At 32.8% G+C, this 21,634-nt stretch carries 21 protein-coding genes; 15 read left to right on the forward strand and 6 right to left on the reverse strand.

Annotated features, from left to right (window positions below):
• Window positions 1-89: 89 nt before the first annotated feature.
• Complete coding sequence (gene pabB / locus VDP25_RS11045) at window positions 90-1,385, forward strand: aminodeoxychorismate synthase component I (RefSeq protein ID WP_334469708.1); 1,296 nt, start codon at window positions 90-92, stop codon at window positions 1,383-1,385.
• Window positions 1,386-1,428: 43 nt separating this feature from the next.
• On the opposite strand, the gene VDP25_RS11050 is transcribed toward pabB, so the two are convergent.
• The gene (locus tag VDP25_RS11050; protein ID WP_334469710.1) at window positions 1,429-2,118 is read right to left on the reverse strand and encodes a hypothetical protein; all 690 of its coding nucleotides are present in this window, start codon (window positions 2,116-2,118) and stop codon (window positions 1,429-1,431) included.
• Window positions 2,119-2,273: 155 nt separating this feature from the next.
• Between VDP25_RS11050 and tilS the strand changes: the two genes are divergently transcribed.
• The 11 genes from tilS to VDP25_RS11100 all read left to right on the forward strand — a co-directional run bounded on the left by tilS (window position 2,274) and on the right by VDP25_RS11100 (window position 13,305).
• Window positions 2,274-3,587: a tRNA lysidine(34) synthetase TilS gene (tilS, locus tag VDP25_RS11055; protein WP_334469712.1), complete on the forward strand. Its 1,314-nt coding sequence runs from the start codon at window positions 2,274-2,276 to the stop codon at window positions 3,585-3,587.
• Between the two features lie 81 nt (window positions 3,588-3,668).
• The gene (ade, locus tag VDP25_RS11060) at window positions 3,669-5,294 is read left to right on the forward strand and encodes an adenine deaminase (protein WP_334469714.1); all 1,626 of its coding nucleotides are present in this window, start codon (window positions 3,669-3,671) and stop codon (window positions 5,292-5,294) included.
• A gap of 80 nt (window positions 5,295-5,374) precedes the next feature.
• Window positions 5,375-6,337, forward strand: coding sequence for a YheT family hydrolase (locus VDP25_RS11065; protein WP_334469716.1), 963 nt, complete (start codon window positions 5,375-5,377; stop codon window positions 6,335-6,337).
• Between the two features lie 227 nt (window positions 6,338-6,564).
• Window positions 6,565-7,068, forward strand: a complete 504-nt coding sequence (locus VDP25_RS11070) for a hypothetical protein (RefSeq protein WP_334469718.1) — start codon at window positions 6,565-6,567, stop codon at window positions 7,066-7,068.
• 2 nt (window positions 7,069-7,070) lie between these two features.
• Entirely contained in the window at window positions 7,071-7,394 is a 324-nt protein-coding gene (locus VDP25_RS11075) for a hypothetical protein (RefSeq protein WP_334469720.1), read from the forward strand.
• 75 nt (window positions 7,395-7,469) lie between these two features.
• Window positions 7,470-9,008, forward strand: coding sequence for a YifB family Mg chelatase-like AAA ATPase (locus VDP25_RS11080; protein ID WP_334469722.1), 1,539 nt, complete (start codon window positions 7,470-7,472; stop codon window positions 9,006-9,008).
• Window positions 9,009-9,075: 67 nt separating this feature from the next.
• Window positions 9,076-10,194, forward strand: a complete 1,119-nt coding sequence (locus tag VDP25_RS11085; RefSeq protein WP_334469724.1) for a DUF2891 domain-containing protein — start codon at window positions 9,076-9,078, stop codon at window positions 10,192-10,194.
• Between the two features lie 503 nt (window positions 10,195-10,697).
• Complete coding sequence (locus VDP25_RS17800; RefSeq protein WP_443089858.1) at window positions 10,698-10,889, forward strand: carboxyltransferase domain-containing protein; 192 nt, start codon at window positions 10,698-10,700, stop codon at window positions 10,887-10,889.
• A 435-nt stretch (window positions 10,890-11,324) separates the two neighbouring features.
• Window positions 11,325-11,837, forward strand: a complete 513-nt coding sequence (locus tag VDP25_RS11090; protein ID WP_334469726.1) for a hypothetical protein — start codon at window positions 11,325-11,327, stop codon at window positions 11,835-11,837.
• A gap of 8 nt (window positions 11,838-11,845) precedes the next feature.
• Window positions 11,846-12,520 (forward strand): hypothetical protein, encoded by a 675-nt coding sequence (locus VDP25_RS11095; protein ID WP_334469728.1) that lies wholly within the window; start codon window positions 11,846-11,848, stop codon window positions 12,518-12,520.
• The gene (locus tag VDP25_RS11100) at window positions 12,505-13,305 is read left to right on the forward strand and encodes a sensor histidine kinase (RefSeq protein ID WP_334469730.1); all 801 of its coding nucleotides are present in this window, start codon (window positions 12,505-12,507) and stop codon (window positions 13,303-13,305) included. Before VDP25_RS11095 ends, VDP25_RS11100 begins: the two co-directional genes overlap by 16 nt.
• Here the strand turns inward: VDP25_RS11100 and VDP25_RS11105 are convergent.
• The 3 genes from VDP25_RS11105 to panB all read right to left on the reverse strand — a co-directional run bounded on the left by VDP25_RS11105 (window position 13,302) and on the right by panB (window position 15,391).
• The gene (locus VDP25_RS11105; RefSeq protein WP_334469732.1) at window positions 13,302-14,003 is read right to left on the reverse strand and encodes an RluA family pseudouridine synthase; all 702 of its coding nucleotides are present in this window, start codon (window positions 14,001-14,003) and stop codon (window positions 13,302-13,304) included. The two genes, VDP25_RS11100 and VDP25_RS11105, sit on opposite strands and share 4 nt — an antisense overlap.
• Before the next feature lie 27 nt (window positions 14,004-14,030).
• Window positions 14,031-14,384 (reverse strand): four helix bundle protein, encoded by a 354-nt coding sequence (locus VDP25_RS11110; protein ID WP_334469734.1) that lies wholly within the window; start codon window positions 14,382-14,384, stop codon window positions 14,031-14,033.
• Window positions 14,385-14,572: 188 nt separating this feature from the next.
• A complete protein-coding gene (panB, locus tag VDP25_RS11115; RefSeq protein ID WP_334469736.1) occupies window positions 14,573-15,391 on the reverse strand; it encodes a 3-methyl-2-oxobutanoate hydroxymethyltransferase in 819 nt (272 codons plus the stop codon).
• A 152-nt stretch (window positions 15,392-15,543) separates the two neighbouring features.
• On the opposite strand from panB, the gene VDP25_RS11120 reads away from it, so the two are divergent.
• The 3 genes from VDP25_RS11120 to VDP25_RS11130 all read left to right on the forward strand — a co-directional run bounded on the left by VDP25_RS11120 (window position 15,544) and on the right by VDP25_RS11130 (window position 19,425).
• The gene (locus VDP25_RS11120) at window positions 15,544-15,834 is read left to right on the forward strand and encodes a hypothetical protein (RefSeq protein WP_334469738.1); all 291 of its coding nucleotides are present in this window, start codon (window positions 15,544-15,546) and stop codon (window positions 15,832-15,834) included.
• 80 nt (window positions 15,835-15,914) lie between these two features.
• Complete coding sequence (locus tag VDP25_RS11125; RefSeq protein WP_334469740.1) at window positions 15,915-16,763, forward strand: GLPGLI family protein; 849 nt, start codon at window positions 15,915-15,917, stop codon at window positions 16,761-16,763.
• The gene (locus tag VDP25_RS11130; RefSeq protein WP_334469742.1) at window positions 16,738-19,425 is read left to right on the forward strand and encodes a hypothetical protein; all 2,688 of its coding nucleotides are present in this window, start codon (window positions 16,738-16,740) and stop codon (window positions 19,423-19,425) included. The genes VDP25_RS11125 and VDP25_RS11130 overlap by 26 nt, the downstream gene beginning before the upstream one ends.
• An 87-nt stretch (window positions 19,426-19,512) precedes the next feature.
• Here the strand turns inward: VDP25_RS11130 and VDP25_RS11135 are convergent, their stop codons facing one another.
• Together VDP25_RS11135 and VDP25_RS11140 are read right to left on the reverse strand one after the other, a co-directional pair.
• Window positions 19,513-20,937: an L-serine ammonia-lyase gene (locus VDP25_RS11135; RefSeq protein WP_334469744.1), complete on the reverse strand. Its 1,425-nt coding sequence runs from the start codon at window positions 20,935-20,937 to the stop codon at window positions 19,513-19,515.
• A 133-nt stretch (window positions 20,938-21,070) separates the two neighbouring features.
• Window positions 21,071-21,565 carry a dihydrolipoamide dehydrogenase gene (locus VDP25_RS11140; protein ID WP_334469746.1) on the reverse strand — a complete coding sequence of 165 codons (495 nt, stop codon included), beginning with the start codon at window positions 21,563-21,565 and terminating at the stop codon, window positions 21,071-21,073.
• Window positions 21,566-21,634 lie beyond the last annotated feature (69 nt).

Raw genomic sequence — 21,634 nt, forward strand, 5'->3', positions numbered from 1 at the left:
TGAAATAAATTTCTTTCCATACCTCAAACACAAAAAAGTCAATTAAAAAAATCATATTATTTCAGTAAATTGCAGCAATTATTTTTCTATTGAGAACAACACAAAATCATCAACCAAAAAATATTGAGGCCTTTAAGCAAAACCTACTGCTTTGGAGTCAGCAGTTTGATGATGTTGTGTGGTTAGATTCTAACAATCATAACGATGAATATAGCAGTTATGATGCGGTTTTGGCAGTAGATGCGTTTACGGCCATTCGCACCGATTATTTTGATGCTTTTGAGCGTTTAAAAGATTATCAGTTGTCTGTTAACGATTGGATTTTTGGCTACTTGGCTTACGATTTAAAAAACACTACAGAACGTCTAAAGTCTGAAAATATTGATGGTTTAGATTTTCCTGATTTGTATTTCTTTCAGCCTAAAAAAGTCTTTTTGTTTAAAGGCAATCAGGTTGAAATTCAGTATTTAAAAATGGTAGATGATGAGATAGCAGATGATCTATTGTCTATTAATTCTTGTGTCTCTTCGAGCGCAGTTGAGAAGTCTCAGAATCCTATCAAAATAAAACTAAGAATACATAAAGACGACTACTCCGATAAAGTCACTAAAATGCTAACTCACATTCATAGAGGCGATATTTATGAGGCTAATTTTTGTCAGGAGTTTTATGCGGAAAACAGTGAAATAAATCCGTTGGAGACATTCAAAAAATTGAATGCTATATCACGTCCACCTTTTGCGAGTTTTTTAAAGTTTGAAGATAAGTACATGATGTCTGCATCACCAGAACGCTATATTAAAAAGACAGGAACTAAAGTCATCTCGCAACCTATAAAGGGAACTGCAAAGCGTTCAGAAGATAAAGCAGAAGATTTAAGGCTGGCAGAAGAGTTATCTAAAGATCCTAAAGAGCGTAGCGAAAATATAATGATTGTAGATTTGGTTAGAAATGACCTATCACATACAGCTTGTAAAGGAAGTGTAGAGGTAAAAGAGCTGTGTAAAGTATATTCGTTTTTGCAAGTGCATCAAATGATTTCTACGGTTCAATCAGAGGTTGAGCAAGAAACCAATCCGGTAGACATTATAAAAACAACATTTCCAATGGGAAGCATGACGGGTGCTCCTAAAATATCAGCCATGAAAATCATTGAAAACCTCGAAGAAACAAAACGAGGATTGTACTCCGGTTCTGTTGGTTATTTTGCGCCCAATGGTGATTTTGATTTTAATGTGATTATTAGAAGTATCCTTTACAACGAAACCAAAAAATACATTTCATATTCTGTAGGTGGAGCCATTACGGCAAAAAGTGATCCACTCAAAGAGTACGAGGAATGTTTGATTAAAGCAAAGGCTATGCGTGAAGCGCTTGAAGATTAAACTTCAGCTTCAATTTCTAATTGTTTAGAGGCTCTGTGTGCTTTTATTCAATATGTCTTCTAAATGTACGCTTAACCTTGTCAAAAATAGCTTCAACACGTTTTTGCTCAATCTTCTTAATCTTAGCAATAGATTCAAAATCTAGTTTTCCTATAATATATAAATCTACTATATTAGAAACGTTAAAAGGTAGCCAACTATAAAGTTGTCCAAAGGCCTTATGCGATTTTGAAGCAGGTAAGTCTTTGATGTCAAACGCCTTTAAAATTGATGTTTCTTTATTGGCATACAATTGCAATGGCTCACTCTGATCTTGATGATAAGAAATATCATTAAGCTCGGTATTTAAAATAAAATCAAAATCGGCATCAACGGTATAATCTTCGCTAAGTTTAGATAATTCCTTTTTAAGAAGCTCGTCTGTGCTTATTGTGCTTTTATGAAATGTTTCATTTTTAAACAGCACATTCATATAGTTGTCTACAATTTTAAACAATTCAAGTTTTATAGCCATAGGCTCTGCATCTACATTAAAGCCTTTATCGTAAAGTATAATAATGCTTTCGTCAATAATACCATTAGAAGAAAACATGTTCTTTGGTAAAATACCTGAGGTTTCAGCAATATAAATTCTGTGTTTTACATAAGGATGAAGGTGTGGTAATGCCGAAAGGACCTTTTTGTCAAAGGCGGTTCGTGCAGATTCTGTTGTTGATTTTTCTGTTACACTCATGACCTAATAATTTTAAATTCTTTTAAAGTTAAATAAAAAGAAAACAGGTTGATATGATAAATGTCATTTTAACATCCGTATTTATGGTTAAGAAATTGAAAAACTTTGATTCTTTGTGCCTCTTAGGAAATGAATAATTTCAATACCTTTGAGATGTGCAAAAAGACTTCAAAATCCATATTAACAATAATCTTTCGGTTTTAAACGAAAGCAAGTTGCTTATTGCTGTTTCTGGCGGAATTGATAGTGTGGTGTTAACACATTTATGCCACGCATTAGGTCTGAATTTTTCTTTGGCACATTGTAATTTTAACTTAAGAGCAGAAGAAAGTCATAAGGATGAAGCTTTTGTGTTGGAATTGGCTGAAGCGTTAGATGTTGAAGTTTTTATTCAAAATTTTGATACAGAAGCATATGCTAAAGCGCATAAACGTTCTATACAAATGGCGGCGCGTGAGTTACGCTACGATTGGTTTAAGGAATTAGCAGAGCAATTACAGTTTGATTATATCTTAACAGCACATCATGCAGACGATAATTTGGAAACGTTTCTTATTAATTTTACAAGGGGAACTGGGTTAAATGGGTTAACCGGAATTCCGATGATTAAAAATAATATTGTTAGACCGTTGTTGTCCTTTTCTAGAGCGCAAATCGAAACTTTTGCAAAAAAAGAAAATATCCTTTGGCGGGAAGATGCGAGTAATGCTTCTAGGAAATACTTGAGAAATAAATTACGACATGAGGTTGTTCCAATCTTAAAAGAAATTAATCCGCAGTTGCTAGATAGTTTTCAAAACACACTAGTGAATCTTAATGATACAGCTGATATTGTTGAGGAAAGTTTGGATGCTTTTTCAAAACGAGCAATTCAAAGTATTGATAAATTTGGGATAACTTATAAGATTTCTGAATTTAAAAAAGTCCATAATCCTAAAGCTTATTTATATGAAATTTTTAAGGGTTACGGATTTACAGAGTGGAATGACATTGTAAACTTATTAGAGGCACAATCGGGTAAATTGGTGAGGTCTAATTCACATCGTTTAATAAAACATCGTGATTTTTTAATTTTAACCGATTTGGGGAACTCAGCGCAAAGCAAAGAGGCGCTATTCATTAATGAACTAGCTAACGAAATAGAAACTCCAATAGGAGAGCTTTCTTTTGAGAATGTTGAAGGCCTTTTTGATGTATCTAAAAGCACCATTTTTGTCGATAAAGATGTATTGAAATTTCCATTAGAATTTAGATTATGGAAAGAAGGAGATATTTTTCAGCCTATTGGAATGACAGGTAAAAAGAAAATTAGTAAATATCTTAAAGACGAAAAAGTGTCGTTAGTGGAAAAAGAAAATACTTGGATTTTAGCCTCAGATAATAAGGTGGTTTGGTTGGTAGGAAAACGAGCAGATGACCGTTTTAAAGTCACTAAAAACACCAAAAATATAATTAAAGTTACTATTTAATAATTTGCATGCAGTTGTTTTAAAATAAGATAGTTGTATGTGTTTGTTAGGTGGTTTTGTAACATAAATAAATTTAGTAGTTTGATATTAAAAGGAAACATCGTAGATATTTGTAATCGAAACATTTACAAAGGAGAAGTAACCATTGAAAATGGTAAAATAAAAGCCATTGTAAAAAAGGATTGTGAAGAAAATCATTTCATTTTACCTGGTTTTATAGATGCGCATATTCATATTGAAAGCTCTATGTTGGTACCTTCTGAGTTTGCGAAGATTGCTGTAAACCACGGTACAGTTGCTACAGTTTCTGATCCGCACGAAATTGCCAATGTGCTTGGTGTAAAAGGTGTGGAGTTTATGATTGAAAACGGAAAGAAAACGCCTTTTAAATTTAATTTCGGAGCACCCTCTTGTGTGCCAGCGACGAGTTTTGAGTCGGCAGGAGCAGTGATTGATTCTGATGCGATTAAAACTTTAATGGCGAATCCTGATATTAAGTATTTGGCTGAAATGATGAATTATCCTGGAGTTATCTATGATGATGCTGAAGTACTGAGGAAAATAGAATGGGCCAAACATTATAATAAACCTGTTGATGGTCATGCGCCTGGTTTGCGGGGAGATGACTTAACAAAGTATATTTCGGCTGGCATCTCTACAGATCATGAGTGTTTTACTTATGATGAAGGTTTAGAGAAGCTTCAAAAAGGGATGAAGGTTATTATCAGAGAAGGTAGTGCTGCTAAAAACTTTGATGCGCTTATAGATTTGTTAAATGAGCATTACAGAAATATGATGTTTTGTAGTGATGATAAGCATCCTGATGATTTGCTTTTAGGGCATATTAATCAATTATGTGCTAGAGCTGTTGCAAAAGGTGTAGATGTATTTAAAGTGCTTCAGTCGGCTTGTGTAAATCCTGTAAGGCACTATGGTTTAGATGTTGGTTTGTTAAATGTTGGTGATAATGCGGATTGTATTGTTGTAGAAGATTTAAAAGACTTTAAAACGCTTCAAACGTACATTAATGGCGAGTTGGTTTATGGTGATGGAGTGTCTAGAATAAAACATGTTGAATTTGAAAACCTCAATAATTTCAATACCAGTAAAAAAGAAGTTTCAGATTTTAGATTGGAATCACAAGTGCATAAAATTCGAGTAATTGAATGTGTTGATGGGGAGCTGGTAACCAATGAGCTTGTAGAGGATGCGACTATTGAAGCCGGTAATTTGGTGTCAAATACTAAAACAGATGTTTTAAAAATGACGGTTGTTAATCGTTACCAAAACGATACGCCAGCAATTGCTTTTATTAAGAACTTTGGGCTAAAAGAAGGAGCTATTGCGAGTTCTGTTGGTCATGATTCGCATAATATTATTGCTGTTGGTGTTTCTGATGAAGCGATTTGTAAAGCGGTAAATTTATTGGTGGAAAATGAAGGTGGTATTTGTGCTGTGTCTAATTCTGAAGAAAAAGTGGTGGCGCTTCCTGTAGCGGGAATTATGAGCGATAAAAGTGCGACTATCATAGGAAAGCAGTATTCTGACTTAGATAAAATGGCAAAACAATTAGGAAGCACGCTTCATGCACCATATATGAGTTTGTCTTTTATGGCGTTGCTGGTAATTCCAGCTTTAAAATTGAGTGATAAAGGGCTTTTTAATGGAGGAAAATTTGAGTTTACTTCGGTAGAGGTTCTTGATTAATTTTGAAACACGTGTGTTTTTTGTTGAAAGCTGTTTTTTTGAAAGCTGATACTGATAAGTAACTATAAAAGTTAAACCAAATGCCAATAATAGAATCTGCTTATAAGCCGCCTTTTTGGGCTAAAAAAAGCTTTGTGTCTACTGTGTTTTCGGGGCTAGCCCGAAAAGTTGATGGAGTTAAGCAAACGAGAGAGCGTATTACGTTGTTAGATTCAGATTTTTTAGATTTAGATTGGAGTTATGCGCAAAATAAATCTAATAAGGTTATTATCTTGCTGCATGGACTCGAAGGTAATGCGCAACGACCGTATATAACCGGTGCAGCAAAATACTTTAATGATAATGGTATTGATGCTGTTGCGGTTAATTTTAGAGGGTGTAGTGGTGCGCCTAATTTGTTGTTTCGGAGTTATCATTCTGGTGCTACGGAAGATTTAGATGCTGTTGTAAAGCATGTCTTGTCTAAAGATATTTACGATGAAATTTATATAAAAGGTATTAGTCTTGGTGCTAATATGACTTTAAACTATGTTGGAGAAGGGCGGGATTTGCCAAACGAAATTAAAGCTGTTATTGCTATTTCTACACCTTGTGATTTAAGAGGTTCTTGTGGTGAATTGATGAGTTTAAAAAACAAGCATTATGCTATTCGGTTTTTGGCGCATTTAAAAAATAAATTAAAACCTAAGCTAGAACAATTTCCTGATAATATGTCGATTGAAGACTTTAATTCAATAAATACTTTAATTGATTTTGATAACGTTTATACTTCAAGAGCGCATGGTTTTAAGGATGCTTTTGATTATTATGAGAGGGCTAGTTGCTTGCAGTTTTTGCCAAATATCCAGGTGCCTTCGTTAGTTGTTAATGCGCTTAATGATTCCTTTTTGTCGGCAGAATGTTATCCCGTAAAAGAAGCTAAGTATAATCCTAATTTATTTTTAGAAATGCCAAAGTATGGTGGGCATGTTGGGTTTATTGGTAAGGGGAACGTGTATTATAATGAGCGTCGTGCTTTAGAGTTTGTGACAGCTAAGAAATAGTGTCTCAATTGGTTTTTTAGGTCTTTTGGGGTGGTTGTTTTTGAGTTTAAGTTTTAAAATATCAAATCTTTTCATAACTTCAAGAATCCTTTTAAGTTCTAATTAGTTGTTAGGGGTTTTTGGGAATTGTTATCTCGTAAGGTGAATTAGTATTGTGAGAGGTCGTGCTTTTGTACGATGCTAAGGCGCTTGAAGTGTGGTAAAGTAATAATCTAAATAAAAAACATATGAAACCAAGTCTTTCGTTTCAGTACTTACAGGTAAAAAGAGCAATGTTATTCAGGTTGCCTTTTTTGCTGCTGTTGTTAGTTTTATTTTTTGTGTCGTGTAAAGGTCTTAAAACAGCTGTTTTTGATCAGTATTCGTATCAGCAAGCTATTTCTATTAAAGTAGAAGGCTTGAGTCTTATGGGTGATGCCACTGAAGCTTATGCTGAAAACGAGGAAGATGTAAGAGTGTTTTTGTTAGAGCTTGATAAAATTGTGGAATACGAAAAGAATAAACCAGACAATGCTGTTAGTTATGCAATGTGGCAAGTTGTGGCTAATGAAGATCGAAATCTTTTGGCAGGGTTTTTTAAACGTTGGAAAGATAAAGGGCGGTTGTCTAATATTTTTATAGATGAAGCTAAGCTTCAGGTAAGTGAGTCTTTAGATTTGATTATTAGATATGAGGCAAATAAAAATAAGACAAACGAAACTAATATTCTTAACTTTTTAAGCGCTAATTAATTATGGATATTGAAGAATTATTAAAGTTGTTAAAAGATGAATTGCTTTTGGTTTTAGGTGAGAGTTATGGTGATTATAAAAAAGAAACTAAAGCGGATATTGAAGCGTTTTTGACTCTGTCAAAAGTAAAATTAGAGCGTTGGACAAGCTTATTGCAGGCTGGGGAATTAACTGTTGAGGATTATGAGTGGCTTTTAGTAAGTCAGAAAGATTTATTAATTCTAAATGCATTGTATCAGGCGGGAATTTCTAAATTACGACTAGGGCATTTAAAGAATAAGATTATAAAAACCATTGTAAATACAGTTGTGACGGTTGTTATTTGATTGGTATTTAGGTAAAACCTTGATTTCTATTTTTTTATAAAAGATTTATTTCTATTTTTAAGAAAATAACAATTCATGCTTAAAAAAGTTTTCGCAAGTGCTGTTTTTGGTGTTGAAGCATCGACTATTACTGTTGAAGTCAATGTGGATAAAGGTGTTGGTTATCATTTAGTCGGGCTTCCGGATAATGCTATTAAGGAAAGTAATTATCGTATTGCTGCGGCACTTCAAAATAACGGCTATAGAATTCCGGGAAAAAAGATTACAATAAACATGGCTCCTGCCGATTTACGAAAAGAAGGTTCGGCATACGATTTGACCTTGGCTATTGGTGTTTTGGCTGCGTCAGATCAAATTAAAGCTGAAAACCTAGAGGATTATCTTATTATGGGAGAATTGTCCTTAGATGGAAGCTTACAGTCTTTTAAAGGGGCTTTGCCTATTGCTGTAAAAGCTAGAGAGGAAGGTTTTAAGGGGTTTATACTACCCATTCAAAATGCAAAAGAAGCTGCTATTGTAGATGATTTAGAGGTTTTTGGTGTGGAAAATATTAGGCAAGTTATTGATCATTTTGATAAAGGCGAGCCTTTAGAGCAGACTGTTATAAATACGAGAGAGGAATTTTATAAAAAGTTGGATTTTCCAGAATTCGATTTTGCAGATGTTAAGGGGCAGGAGTCTATTAAGCGCTGTATGGAAATTGCAGCAGCGGGAGGTCATAATATTATTCTTATTGGTCCGCCAGGTTCAGGAAAAACGATGTTAGCAAAACGTTTGCCTAGTATTTTGCCGCCAATGACATTGCACGAGGCTTTAGAAACCACTAAAATACATTCGGTAGTGGGAAGGGTGAAAGCACATACGGGGCTTATGGCGCAACGACCATTTAGAAGTCCGCATCACACGATATCAAATGTTGCACTTGTAGGTGGTGGGAGTTACCCACAGCCAGGTGAAATCTCTTTATCGCATAATGGTGTTTTGTTTTTAGATGAGTTACCTGAATTTAAACGTGAAGTTTTAGAGGTTATGCGTCAGCCTTTAGAGGATAGAGAGGTGACGATTTCTAGAGCAAAATTTACGGTAACTTATCCGTCGTCTTTTATGTTGGTGGCTAGTATGAATCCGAGTCCGGGCGGTTATTTCAATGATCCAGGCTCGCCAATCACATCATCTCCAGCAGAAATGCAGCGTTATATGGGGAAAATTTCAGGGCCGTTATTGGATCGAATAGATATCCATATAGAGGTTACGCCTGTTCCTTTTGAAAAATTAGCGGATGAGAGGAGTGGTGAATCTTCTGTAGATATCAGGAAGCGGGTTATTAAGGCTAGAGAGCGTCAGACTGTACGTTTTAAAGCATTGGAGCATATTCATTACAATGCGCAGATGAATACGAAACAAATACGTGAGTATTGTAAGTTAGATGAAGATTCATTGCAACTGTTGAAGTCGGCAATGGAGCGTTTAAATCTTTCTGCTAGAGCTTATGATAGAATTTTAAAAGTAGCGAGAACGATAGCGGATTTAGAGGGTTCGGAATCTGTTTTAGGGGCTCATATCAGTGAGGCGATTCAGTATCGTAGTTTAGATCGTGAAGGTTGGTTGGGTTAGAGTTTTGGTTTGGAATGGTTTGCTGTTTTAGGTGTGAGTTAAATGTGTTAAGAAAATATATCATTATATGGGAAAAATATACGCTTTGTTGTTGGTGTTGTTGGTGTTGAGCTGTGGTAATGTAGAGGAAAAAGAGGTGTTGCCTGTGTCTACTTTGAAAAAAGTAGAATTAGTGGAGCGGCCAGTGTTGAATTTGAATCAGGCAAATCGTTTGTCGCAATTGCCTTTGCATTGTATGGGTACAGAATATCCAAACAAACTGGGGCAAACTATTGGAGGTGTGTCAGATTTAAAAACACCAAAAGAATTGCATCCGGCGTTTTATGGGTGTTTCGATTGGCATTCTGCGGTTCATGGGCATTGGAGTTTGGTGTCGCTTTTAAAACAGTTTCCGAATTTGGAGCGTAAAGATGAAATTCAGCAAAAATTACTTCAAAACATCTCTAAGGAGAATATAGCGCAAGAGTTGCTTTATTTTGAAGGGCAGTATAATGCGTCTTTTGAACGCACTTATGGTTGGGCTTGGTTGCTTAAATTGGCTGAAGAGTTGCATACGTGGAATGGTTCAGTGGTAGCAGAGGAGTTGGAAGTGAATTTGCAGCCATTAACAGATTTGATTGTTCGTAAATATTTGGAATTTCTGCCTAAATTAAATTACCCGATAAGGGTAGGTGAGCACTCGAATACGGCTTTTGGGTTGAGTTTTGCTTATGATTATGCTGTTGCTGTAGGGCATGATGAGTTAAGGGTGTTGATAGAAAATAGAGCTAAAGATTTTTATAATGACGATCAGGATTGTCCGATAGAATGGGAGCCTAGTGGATTTGATTTTTTGTCTCCTTGTTTAGAGGAGGCTGCTTTGATGAAGCGTGTGTTGTCTGTTGAGGATTTTAAAGTGTGGATTGGTGGTTTTTTGCCAGAGCTTAGTGATGAAAGTTTTGACTGGTCGGTTGGCGAAGTTTCTGATAGAACAGACGGGAAGTTGGTGCATCTTGATGGTGTGAATTTTTCGAGGGCATGGAGTTTGAATTATGTGGCAAAGGGCTTGTCTGAGTATCAGCATCTTCAGAATTTGGCGAATAAACATATTAATTATTCTTTGCCGAGTATTGTTGGTGATAGTTATGAAGGAGGGCATTGGCTTGGTAGTTTTGCAATCTATGCTTTGAATTCTGTAAAAGAATGATGTGTAATATTTGTTTCTGATTTCTGGATGGGATCGTGTGGTGATTTTGCGTGATAAAGAGGTTGGTTTTGGTTCTGTTTTAAGTGTGGTGAAATATTAAAAAAAGAGAAGTCTTTAAGAGGTGTAAAGGTAGAGGTGGAAGCATTGGTAATTTGTGTGCGTGATGGTGCTGAAAATGCGGTTGACTTTTTGAAATATTTAAGTTTTAATTTTAATAAAAAGAACGTCTGGATTTAATTAGTGATATGTGTTGTGAGTTTCAGTTTTTGTGGTGTAATGAGGTTTTTGTTTTGGTGAAATAGCTAGTTGTTATTGGTAAACATGTGCTTCGGGATGTGTTATGTTTTAAAATAAAAACCTAAGGCAACACTATTAAACTAATTGTTGATGTAAAATAGGTATATAGTTCAATATTAGTTTTTTAAGTATTTACTATTGATAATATCAATACTGGGTTTTTAAGATTGTGAGAATTGTATAAGGTTGAAGATGGCACTAGGATATTGAAATCAAAAATAGTTAAAATTCCGGTATGTTATGATGATGAGTTTGCTGTTGATTTAGAGCTTTATTCAGAAGACGTAAAACTGTTGAAGCTTGAAAGAATTAAGTTGCATTCTCAAACTATTTACACGGTTTTTTTAATCGGTTTTTTGTATTTAGGAGGGAGTAATTTCACTTTGTTTTTAGATTGAAAAAACAACTCCGAATTTCTATGTAAAAAGGGGGCGGTTGCTATAGGATGAGAATAAACATAACTTTATTTGTAAGACAGCTCTCGAAGTTGGTATGTGATTGGGAATTCTCTATTGGAATTATTTAATCCTAAAGCGCATTCATCTATAAAAATAATTTAGAGCCAATTTTAATAGCTCTAGTTTTATCAAGAATAGTTCAACTTGCTTCTTTAGGCTAACTTATTGTTGGGGTTGTTAAATTATAGAATGCTGTCCTGTAATTCTTCAATTAACAGAAAAGGCCATTAATATATGAAGTCAGAAATAGCGTCTAATTGCTTGACAATGAGAAGGCGTGATTATTAATGTAAGAATAGGTTTAATAAAAATTTTATATGTAAAATAAAATTAATAATTTACAAAGGCTATTTAATTAAATTCAACCAAAATATTATGAAAAATTTCAGTCTACTAATACTTGGAATTATCCTAGGCGTAGTTGCCGCGTCTTTTTACTATAACTCTAATGATGTAGGTGCGCCAACAGAACAGTTGCCGCCAAAACCTTATGGGTACATTACTTCCGAAACGGCAAAAAAACTAGACGAAGCTTATAATGAAAGGTATAATATAATTAATGATTCTTTGTTTAAAGATCCTAAAGAAGAAGATAACAGGTCGTCTTGGTATAAGTTGCAGGCAATAGAAGAATATTTGGCTTATACAAAATATGAAGCTAAACAAGGGGGGTATACGTTAGATGGTTTACGTTTGTATTTAGGGGCTTATCCAGATTCTAAAGAAGGGAGAGGTTTAACAACTATGTTTTTTGTTCCCACCGGTTATAAGACTGTTTCAGATGGTAGTATCTTTTCGTTGCAAGGTGGTGGTAAAGATTTACCAGGTTTTGGTGGTTTAAATTTAGGAAGTCAAGGTACGCCTCCAGGTGCTAATTATCCTCAGTAAATAGATTTATGCTTCATGCTATAGTTACTAGTTTATTAGAGCTAATCGCTGCATTTTCAGGGTTCTACTTTTTAAGTAAAAACAGAGACTCTAAACTGAGGCCTTTTGTGTATTTTTTAGTAATTACTGTTTTTACTGATGCTATGGGGAGTTATACTAGCTTCATAGATAGAATTGAATTTTTACATGGTTTAAAAACAACTCCTTTTGTAGCCAATTCTTGGTTATTCAACATATATATAGTAGGGTCATTGTTCTTTTATATTTATTTTTATAAAACACAATTGATGTATCCTAAGCATAAAAAGATATTGAATCTATTGTGTGCTATTTCCGTCCTGGTTGTTATTATTAATATTTATTTTGGATGGTCTATTTTATTTGGGATGCTATTAAAATATAATATTCTATGGACTACGTTGTCTGTTTTTATATGCGTATCCTTATATTTTTATGAAGTTTTGATGAGTGATAAAATATTAATTTTCTATAAGTCAACTTTATTTTATATAAGTATTGGTTTGTTGCTTTGGTGGCTCATAGTGCCTCCTTTGGTATTTTATATGCCTTACTATAAGAAGATTTATCCAAACTTAGTAAGTATGAGAAATGGGATGTTAATTATGGCAAATATTTATTTGTATGGTTGTTTTACAATAGGGTTTATATGGGGCAAGGAGTAGTAGAAAAAGAGATTTTAGATTTAACAATATTGATTTACTCGGTGGTTGTATTAGCGATTCTTGCAACGACTATAATCGTGTTTTTTATTATTTTTCAAAAACGAAAAAATCAACTTCTTTTAGATAAAATTAATCAGCAACAAAAGTTTGATGAAGAGCTCATTAAAACCCAGCAAGAAATTCAAGAGGAAACCTTAAAGCATATTGGACGAGAGTTGCATGATAATGTTGGACAAATGCTTGTATTGGCAACGATGCAAATGAAAACTGTTGCATCTACCGTTACAGATGACATAAAGGTTAAAGTAGATAATACGGCAAGTGTATTAAAAGCATCATTAGAAGAAGTTAGGGCTTTATCTAAATCGTTGAATAGTGATGTTATTTTTAATCTTGGTTTTAATGCTACAGTTGAAAATGAAGTCTTACGCCTAAATAAATCAGGACTTATTGCTTCTAGTTTATCTATTAACGGTACTAAGGTTAGTTTTGAAAATAAAAAAGATGAAATAATTCTTTTTAGAATTCTGCAAGAGTTCTTTTCAAATACCTTAAAGTACGCAGAGGCAGAACACCTTAACGTGGTCTTAAATTACGAAGATGAATTTTTAAATATTAGAGTTGAAGATGATGGTAATGGTTTTGAGCTTGAAGGTGTACAAAAAGGTTCAGGGCTTATTAATATGGAAAAACGAGCCGAATTATTGAATGCTAAATATGAATTAGTGTCTCAACTAAACAAAGGCACATCGCTTAACTTAGTATATCCTTTTAGAACAAATTAAACCTTACAAGCATTCCAAAGTGCATCATTGGGCAATGGTGCTGTAATTATCACTTCTTCTTTTTTAACAGGATGTATAAAGCGTAAGGTTCTAGCGTGTAAGCTAATACTTGCATCTTTATTACTGCGGTCAAATCCGTATTTTAAATCGCCTTTTATTGGGCAACCTATAGAAGATAATTGCGCTCTAATTTGGTGGTGTCTTCCGGTTTCTAAATCAACTTCCAAGAGATAAAAATTATCTAAAGTTTGTTTCAGTTGGTAATGAAGAATAGCTTTTTTACTGCCTTCAACTTCTTTAGTATAAGATGTAGACTTGTTATTTTTAGGATTCTTTTTTAACCAGTGGATTAACGTGTCTTTAGTTTTTGGTGGTTGGTTTTTTACTAAAGCCCAATAGGTTTTTTTAGCTGTTTTTTCGGCAAATAATTTGTTTAGTCTAGGTAGTGCCTTACTTGTTTTTGCAAACATCACAATGCCCGTTGTAGGTCTGTCTAAACGATGAACAACTCCTAAATAGACATTACCTTCCTTATTGTATTTATCCTTTAAATACGACTTTACAACGTCGCTTAAAGGTTTGTCTCCGGTTTTGTCTCCTTGAACAATATCTCCCGCACGTTTATTAACCACGATGATGTGGTTGTCTTCATGAAGTACCTGAAGGTTGTTTTTATTAGATAAGATTTTATTAGACATTTTAGATCTTTAGATTTATAGAAAATATTAGATTAATGTAGATTTGAATTTTGAAATCATTTTGATAATTTCACCTAATTCAGAAAGGCATGATTGGAGTTCTTTATCTAAAATAAAATTTAAATCAGCGGAAATAAGAAGCTGAGTTTCTATTTCGTAAGCAGAACCTATTGATATTTGTAAAAACCGAGCGAAATCTTTATTAGAATTTCTAGAAGATCCTTCAGCTATATTTGAAGGAATTGAAACCGATGCTCTTCTCAATTGATTGGTTAGACCAAATTTTTCTGAATCAGGAAACTTTGAAGTAATAGCATAAATTTCAGAGCAGAATAACCTACTTCTTTTCCAAATCAGCAATTCTTTAAATTTATGAGCCATATTCTAGGTTCAGTTATCTAACAATCTAATAATGTCTAGTTGTCTAACAATCTAATAATGTCTAGTTGTCTAAACAATCTAATAATGTCTAGTTGTCTAACAATCTAATAATGTCTAGTTGTCTAAACAATCTAATAATGTCTAGTTGTCTAACAATCTAATAATGTCTAGGTATCTAACAATCTAAATTAATATTGTTCCTCATTATTAGGGAAATCTTGAGTCTTTACATCGTCTACATATTGTGAAATTGCAGAAGTCATTTCTTCATAAAGGTTCATATAGCGACGTAAAAAACGAGGGTTAAACTCGTGAGTCATCCCTAACATATCGTGTAAAACAAGTACTTGTCCGTCAACACCGTCTCCAGCACCAATACCAATTACTGGTATAGAAACACTGTCGGCAACTTCTTTAGCTAAAGCCGCAGGGATTTTTTCTAAAACAATAGCAAAACAACCTGCTTTTTCTAGCATTAAAGCATCTTCTTTTAATTGATCGGCTTCTTGTTCTTCTTTTGCTCTTACTGTATATGTTCCAAATTTATAAATAGATTGTGGAGTTAGACCTAAATGACCCATAACAGGAATTCCTGCATTAAGAATACGCTTTACGGATTCTTTAATTTCTTTTCCACCTTCCATTTTAACGGCATGTCCACCGCTTTCTTTCATAATTCTAATTGCAGAACGTAAGGCTTCTTTAGGGTCGCTTTGGTAGGTTCCAAAGGGTAAATCAACAACAACTAAACAACGATCAATAGCTCTAACCACAGAAGACGCGTGATATATCATTTGGTCTAATGTGATTGGCAAAGTGGTTTCATGACCAGCCATAACATTACTAGCAGAGTCGCCAACCAAAATAACATCGATACCTGCACCATCAACGATTTTAGCCATGGTATAATCATAGGCTGTTAACATCGATATTTTTTCACCTCTAGACTTCATATCTACAAGGCTCTTTACGGTAATTCTTTTGTATTCTTTTTTTGCTACTGACATTGTGTTTTTATTAGTTGAATGTAAAAATAGTAAATAGTTTAATTAAGTCTGTTTTTAACTAAATACATTTTAAAAAAAGCTTTTATTGACTTGTTAAATATTTGTTAAAAAAAACAATCATCTGTATTTTAATTAGTTTACAATAAACTATTTTGTCTATTAGCATTTTAAAAACCAATAATTATGAAAAAAACAATATTTGCATTAATTTGTGCATTAGGAGTTTTATCATTTACTCTAGCGATGATTTAAATAATGATAATTATGAAGAGTATTGCAATCAATCATATACCATAAATGGTGGTCCTGGGTGTCCATTCAATGGTGCTTACCATGGTTGGTGTAGTGAAGCAGAGTTTGATGAATTCGCTCAATCTGTATATGATTTCGCTTTATGCGAAGCGCCTGTGAAAAAGAAGAATGTTCCTAAATTAGAGCCATAATAGATATTATTAAATTATAATTTTTACCAGACAAAATAGTTTTTATATCACACAGAATTATTATTATTATTATTATTATTATGAAGTTAACATTTTACTTTATTTTATTTTATTCATTTTGCTTCTCTCAAGAAACTATAGATTTAACAGAAGTGTCCTATACTTTTGATGTTAATTTAAATAGCTATACAGAAGGAATACCTTACAAATCTAGGTTGTACTACAATGATAGCACAAGCCTATTTATTTACAATAGAATAAATTTTGAAGGAGCCGAAGGTTTTTTTAAAAAAGTAGGAGATAGAACAGGTAGATTTAATGGCGTGCGTTTTTATAGAAATTATGATGAAGAGGGTTACAAATTTTATTTAAATTTTAATACCAAAGAGTTAACCTCACGCGAAGTCTTAATGGAGAAGTATGAGGTTACCGTTAAGGAAAAGGATATTGATTTTAATTGGGTAATTACGGAGGAATCAAAAAAAATAGGAGACTATGTTTGTTATAAAGCAACTACCCAAAATTTTAGAGGTCGTAATTATGAGGCTTGGTTTACTTATGACATTCCAGTACCTACTGGACCATGGAAATTTCACGGCTTACCAGGGTTAATTTTAGAAGTACATGATGATAAAGACTTAATAAATATTACATTCAATTCTATAAAGCAGAATAGTAAATCAAAAGCATATTATGCGAAACCAAATTCTAAAGATGTATATAATTTAGAGGAGTACCTTAAAGAAAGTTTTAGATTGTACTTAAGTTACGTAAATAATAAAAAAGCAATGATTGCGACAGGGCAAATGAGAAGTGGAGATCCAAGTGCATACGTAAATATAGAATATAATGATGAACAGATAAAGCTACTAGATAAATACCATCAAATTGAATATAATACTTATGAGGAATCACTTAAAAAAGAATGATGACTTTAGTATTATATCATCAAGTCTTAAAATTATTTTTTTTATAGTATTTTCATTCCATATTTCTCATTCCCAAGAATCAATTAATATTTATGGAATAGTTACTGATTCCATTTCCCAACCTTTAGATTTAATAACAGTAGTTGTATTAGATAAAAATAATAGGTATATCGCTAATTTTAGAACTCAGAAAGATGGAAAATATAACTTCAAAATTCCATCTAATAAAAGCTTATATATTTTAAAATTTAAATCCTTAGCTTATAAGGTTGATGATGTTATAGTTAATATTAAAAAAGGGCTGAAAGAATACCAAATTGATGTTGTGATGTATCCTGACATCACAGAGTTAGATGCTGTGGTTGTAAAATCTCAACAGCCTATAAAAATTGAAAAGGATACTATCACATTTAAAGTTTCTAGCTTTATAACTAAACAAAATGAAGTACTTGAAGATTTACTTAAAAACTTGCCTGGTATTGAAGTAGATGCTAATGGAATTGTTAAAGTAAATAACCAAGCAATTTCAAAGGTGTTAATAGGTGGTGATGATGTGTTTGATAATAATTATAAAATCGCTACTAAAAATATTGATGCCAGTGATATAGAAGAGGTTGAAATTATTTATAATTTTGATGAAAATTCTGTATTGCGAGCATTGACTGACTCTGAAGATATAGCATTAAATATATCTATAAAAAAAGAAAGACAAGGAGCTATTTATGGTAAAACTAATGTTGGATATGGTAATGATAATAATTATTTAGGCGATTTAACACTTTTTAATTTAAACAATAATTTAAAAACGTTTCTAATAAGTAAAACGAATACCATTGGTGAAAAAGCTAATGAGAATCTTAACGGTTCCATGTTCAATAGATCGGGTAGTAGTTATTTTGAAGATTATCGAGCTTTTTCCAAAAATATAATTACGACAGATGTCGTAGCGTCCAATAGTTTGTTTAATGAAACGTATATTAACGATAATACTTCATATTTTAATTCATTACATCTTCTCACAAAACCCAAAAAAAATATTCATGTTAGAGGGATTTTTTATTTTCTAGATGATGTTGTTAAAAAAGAAAATGCTTTTACCACTTTTTACTCAGCACCATCAAACTTTAGTGTTTTTCAATCAAAATTTCATAGAGAGAAGTCTAGTGAATTCAATGCTGAGTTAAATATTAAGAATGCAAACGGAAGTAAATCGTTTATAGAATATAATGGGATTATAAACAATTCTAAAAACGAAACAAACATAGATTTAACTATTGATGACAATCAGTACAATGAAAATTTGGATATTAAAGATTACTATTTCTCTCAACAGCTCAACACTACATTTAGAGTTAGCGGAAAAAGCGCGTTAAGTATAAACTTGTTTTATTTACAAGATAAAAACCCACAAGGCTATTCTACTAGTAATCCTATTTTTGATGATCAAGGCATTATAACTCAATCTTATGAAAATCCAATAAGACATTATGGGTTTAACTCAAAATTAATTAGTAAAACACATGAATGGAATCTAGGATTTTTAATTAAGGATGAAAAAATAATTAGTAAAACTTTAAATGATGGCTCTGAGTTACAATTTGAGGATTTAACGTTTTATAATAATTTAACTAATACTAGTAAAGATCTTTTCGTCTATAGGCAGTATTTGTTTTCGTTAGGGAAGAAATATGATTTAACAATAAAGGCAAAAGGAGGTTATAATAGCGTAAAATATAAAAATGATATAGTAGGGCAGAATTTTACAGAAACAAACCATCAATTATACGCTGAGCCAGAGTTGAAATTATCTAAAAAAACGAAGAAATATGGTAAGTATACTGTTTCTTATAAATTTTCTTTAAAACAACCTGGAATAAGTGATGTTTATAGTGGCCTATTATTAACTTCAAATAGGGGATTTACCAAAGGTATAAATGAATTGTTTAACCTTTATAAACATAGGTCAAGAATATCATACTCAATATCAGATTTCAGGAAAAACATATTTATTGATGCATCATTGAGTTATAATTACAACCAAAATACATTTGGTTATGAATATATAAACACTCCAAACTTTGATATTTTAATTAATACTAGAGCTAAAAATAATAATATAACCATAGCATCTTTTAAGGTAAATAGAAGTTTTAGTTCCATCAAATCAGGTTTTTTTTTAGAGTATGGAGGTATATATCGACGAAGTTATGTTGAGATTGCAGGTAATGAAGAAATGGCTTCAAATTATGTCAATAATATAGGTTTAAGATATGGCAGCTATTTTAAAAGTAAAATAAATTTAAAGTCGGGTTTTAAAGCGCAGTTTACCAATCTAAAGACATCAATTATAAATAATAAAAATACACAATATACTAGTTTCTTTCAATTGGTTTACGACATCAATGATGAACTAATATTTTCTTTAGATTCAAAACAAATCTATCCTAGCGAATCTAACAATATTGACCAAGTTTATAATTTTATTGATATTGAGTTCAAATATTTAGCGATAAAGAATAAATTAGATTTTAGACTAATTGGTCAGAATTTAACTAATGTTAGAAATTTTCAGAATAGTTATGCGTCTTTAATTTCTAATACTAATACTTATATTTTTTTAAATAAATCTTTTGTGTCACTTTCTATGTCTTATCGTTTTTAATATTTAAATGTTAAAGTTAAAAGTATCATTTGGCAAGTCAATTCACAAGATTAAGGGTTCCTTCCAATTGGGAAGGCTAGGGTTGGCTTAACAGTCTGTAAGGTTTACACCAACCGCCAATCCACCTTCTGAGGTTTCCTTATACTTAGAGCTCATATCTTTTGCGGTTTCCCACATCGTCTGAACCACTTTGTCTAAAGGCACTTTTACATTATTAGGATCTGTTTCTAGAGCTAATTCAGCGGCATTGATGGCTTTTATAGCGCCCATAGAATTACGCTCTATACAGGGAATTTGTACTAAACCACCAATTGGATCACAGGTTAATCCTAAATGATGTTCCATAGCAATTTCTGCAGCGACTAAAACTTGCTCAGGAGTTCCTCCTAATAGTTCACATAAGGCACCAGCAGCCATGGCAGATGAGACTCCAATTTCTGCTTGACAACCTCCCATTGCAGCACTAATAGTGGCATTTTTCTTGAAAATACTACCAATTTCACTAGCTACAAAAAGGAATTTTTTGATGTGTTCAAAATCAGCGTCATGATTTTCAATTACTAAATAATACATTAATACAGACGGAATAACTCCTGCGCTACCATTAGTAGGTGCGGTAACAACACGGCCTAAGGATGCATTCACTTCATTTACCGCTAAGGCAAAACAGCTAACCCATTTTAAAATCTGACGGAATTTAACTTCCGTTTTTCTAATGGTTTCAAGCCACTCTTGTGGATTGTCGTAGGTGTTATCTCCAATAATATTTTTATGCATGTCATAAGCACGACGTCTAACATTGAGGCCACCTGGTAAATTGCCTTCGGTATGACAACCAACATACATGCATTCTAGCATGGTATCCCAAATACGTTTTAATTCAAAATCTATAGAGGCTTCATCGCGTATCGATTTTTCATTTTCTAATACAACACCAGAAATAGGGAGTTGTAATTGATCACAAAACTTAAGAAGTTCTTCTCCGTAAGCTACAGGGTAAGGAAATGTGCAATAAAAGATGATTTTGTTTGCTTTAGAAACTTTTCGCTCTTCTTGTACCACAAATCCGCCACCAATAGAGTAGTAGGTAGATTTGTAGTTCCTACCATTGATAAGGGCACTAAATACCATACCGTTAGAATGAAATGGTAGCGATTTTCGATTAAAAACGATATTGGTTTTAAAGTCAAAAGGAATGGCTCTTTCGTTATTAAAGTTTAAAACATGATTTGTCTTAACACCCGAAATAATGGTGTCTATATCCTCAATAGGCATACGTTCAGGATCTGCTCCAGTTAAGCCTAAAATTACAGCAAAGTCTGTAGCATGACCTTTACCTGTTAGTGATAAAGACCCATAAAGATCTACCGTTATTTTTTCAACTTTATTAAAACGCTTTTTAGCTTTTAATTCTTTTATCCAACGTTCGGCAGCTCGCCATGGCCCTAAAGTGTGAGAACTCGATGGTCCTACGCCAATTTTAAGCATATCAAATACAGAAATACACTCCATTTACGAAATCATTTTTGTTAAATACAAATATACATCTTGTTGTTTCATACTTAGCAAATATTCACAAAAATGAAGACATAAAAAAAGCCCAAACATAAGTTTAGACTTTTTATAAATTTTAAATAGTTAGTGCTTATTCTACAAACTCCATAACAGATTCGTAATCATTAATGTCTATATCTGAACTGTTTACAAATTCTATAGGTAGTATAACAATTCTAAAGGTTTGATTAATTCTTTCGTCGTCCAATAATAAATTAAAATCAAATGTGGGATGAGATTCAATAAAAATAGTAACGAAATCAAAGTTGTGTTCGTAGTTATACTGAAATTCCTCTTGAGAGTTTACATAAACAGTTTCTGGAAGCGATTTCCATACATCAAAACCATCTACCTGACCTTTAAGATGGTAAACTAATACCATGTCGGAATCATCTAAATAAAGATCAAGAGGGATTTCTATTGTTTCTTGATAATTGTTGGTAGATGTAAAATCTATAGTTCTTTCAAAGGATTGGCCTTCAAAGATAGCTCCATCTTGTCCGTCAAAACCTGGAGGGCCTTGCTCGCCTTCGCAAGCAGTTATTAAAAATGTAAGTGTAAATAATAAATAGGCTATTTTTTTCATGAGGATATAAATTTTAATTAATTACTAATGTATTGTTATTTTGTATCAAACAACATGCCTTTTTTATAA

This window comes from Winogradskyella sp. ECml5-4, from assembly GCF_036903175.1.
GTDB classification, from domain to species: Bacteria; Bacteroidota; Bacteroidia; order Flavobacteriales; family Flavobacteriaceae; genus Winogradskyella; species Winogradskyella damuponensis.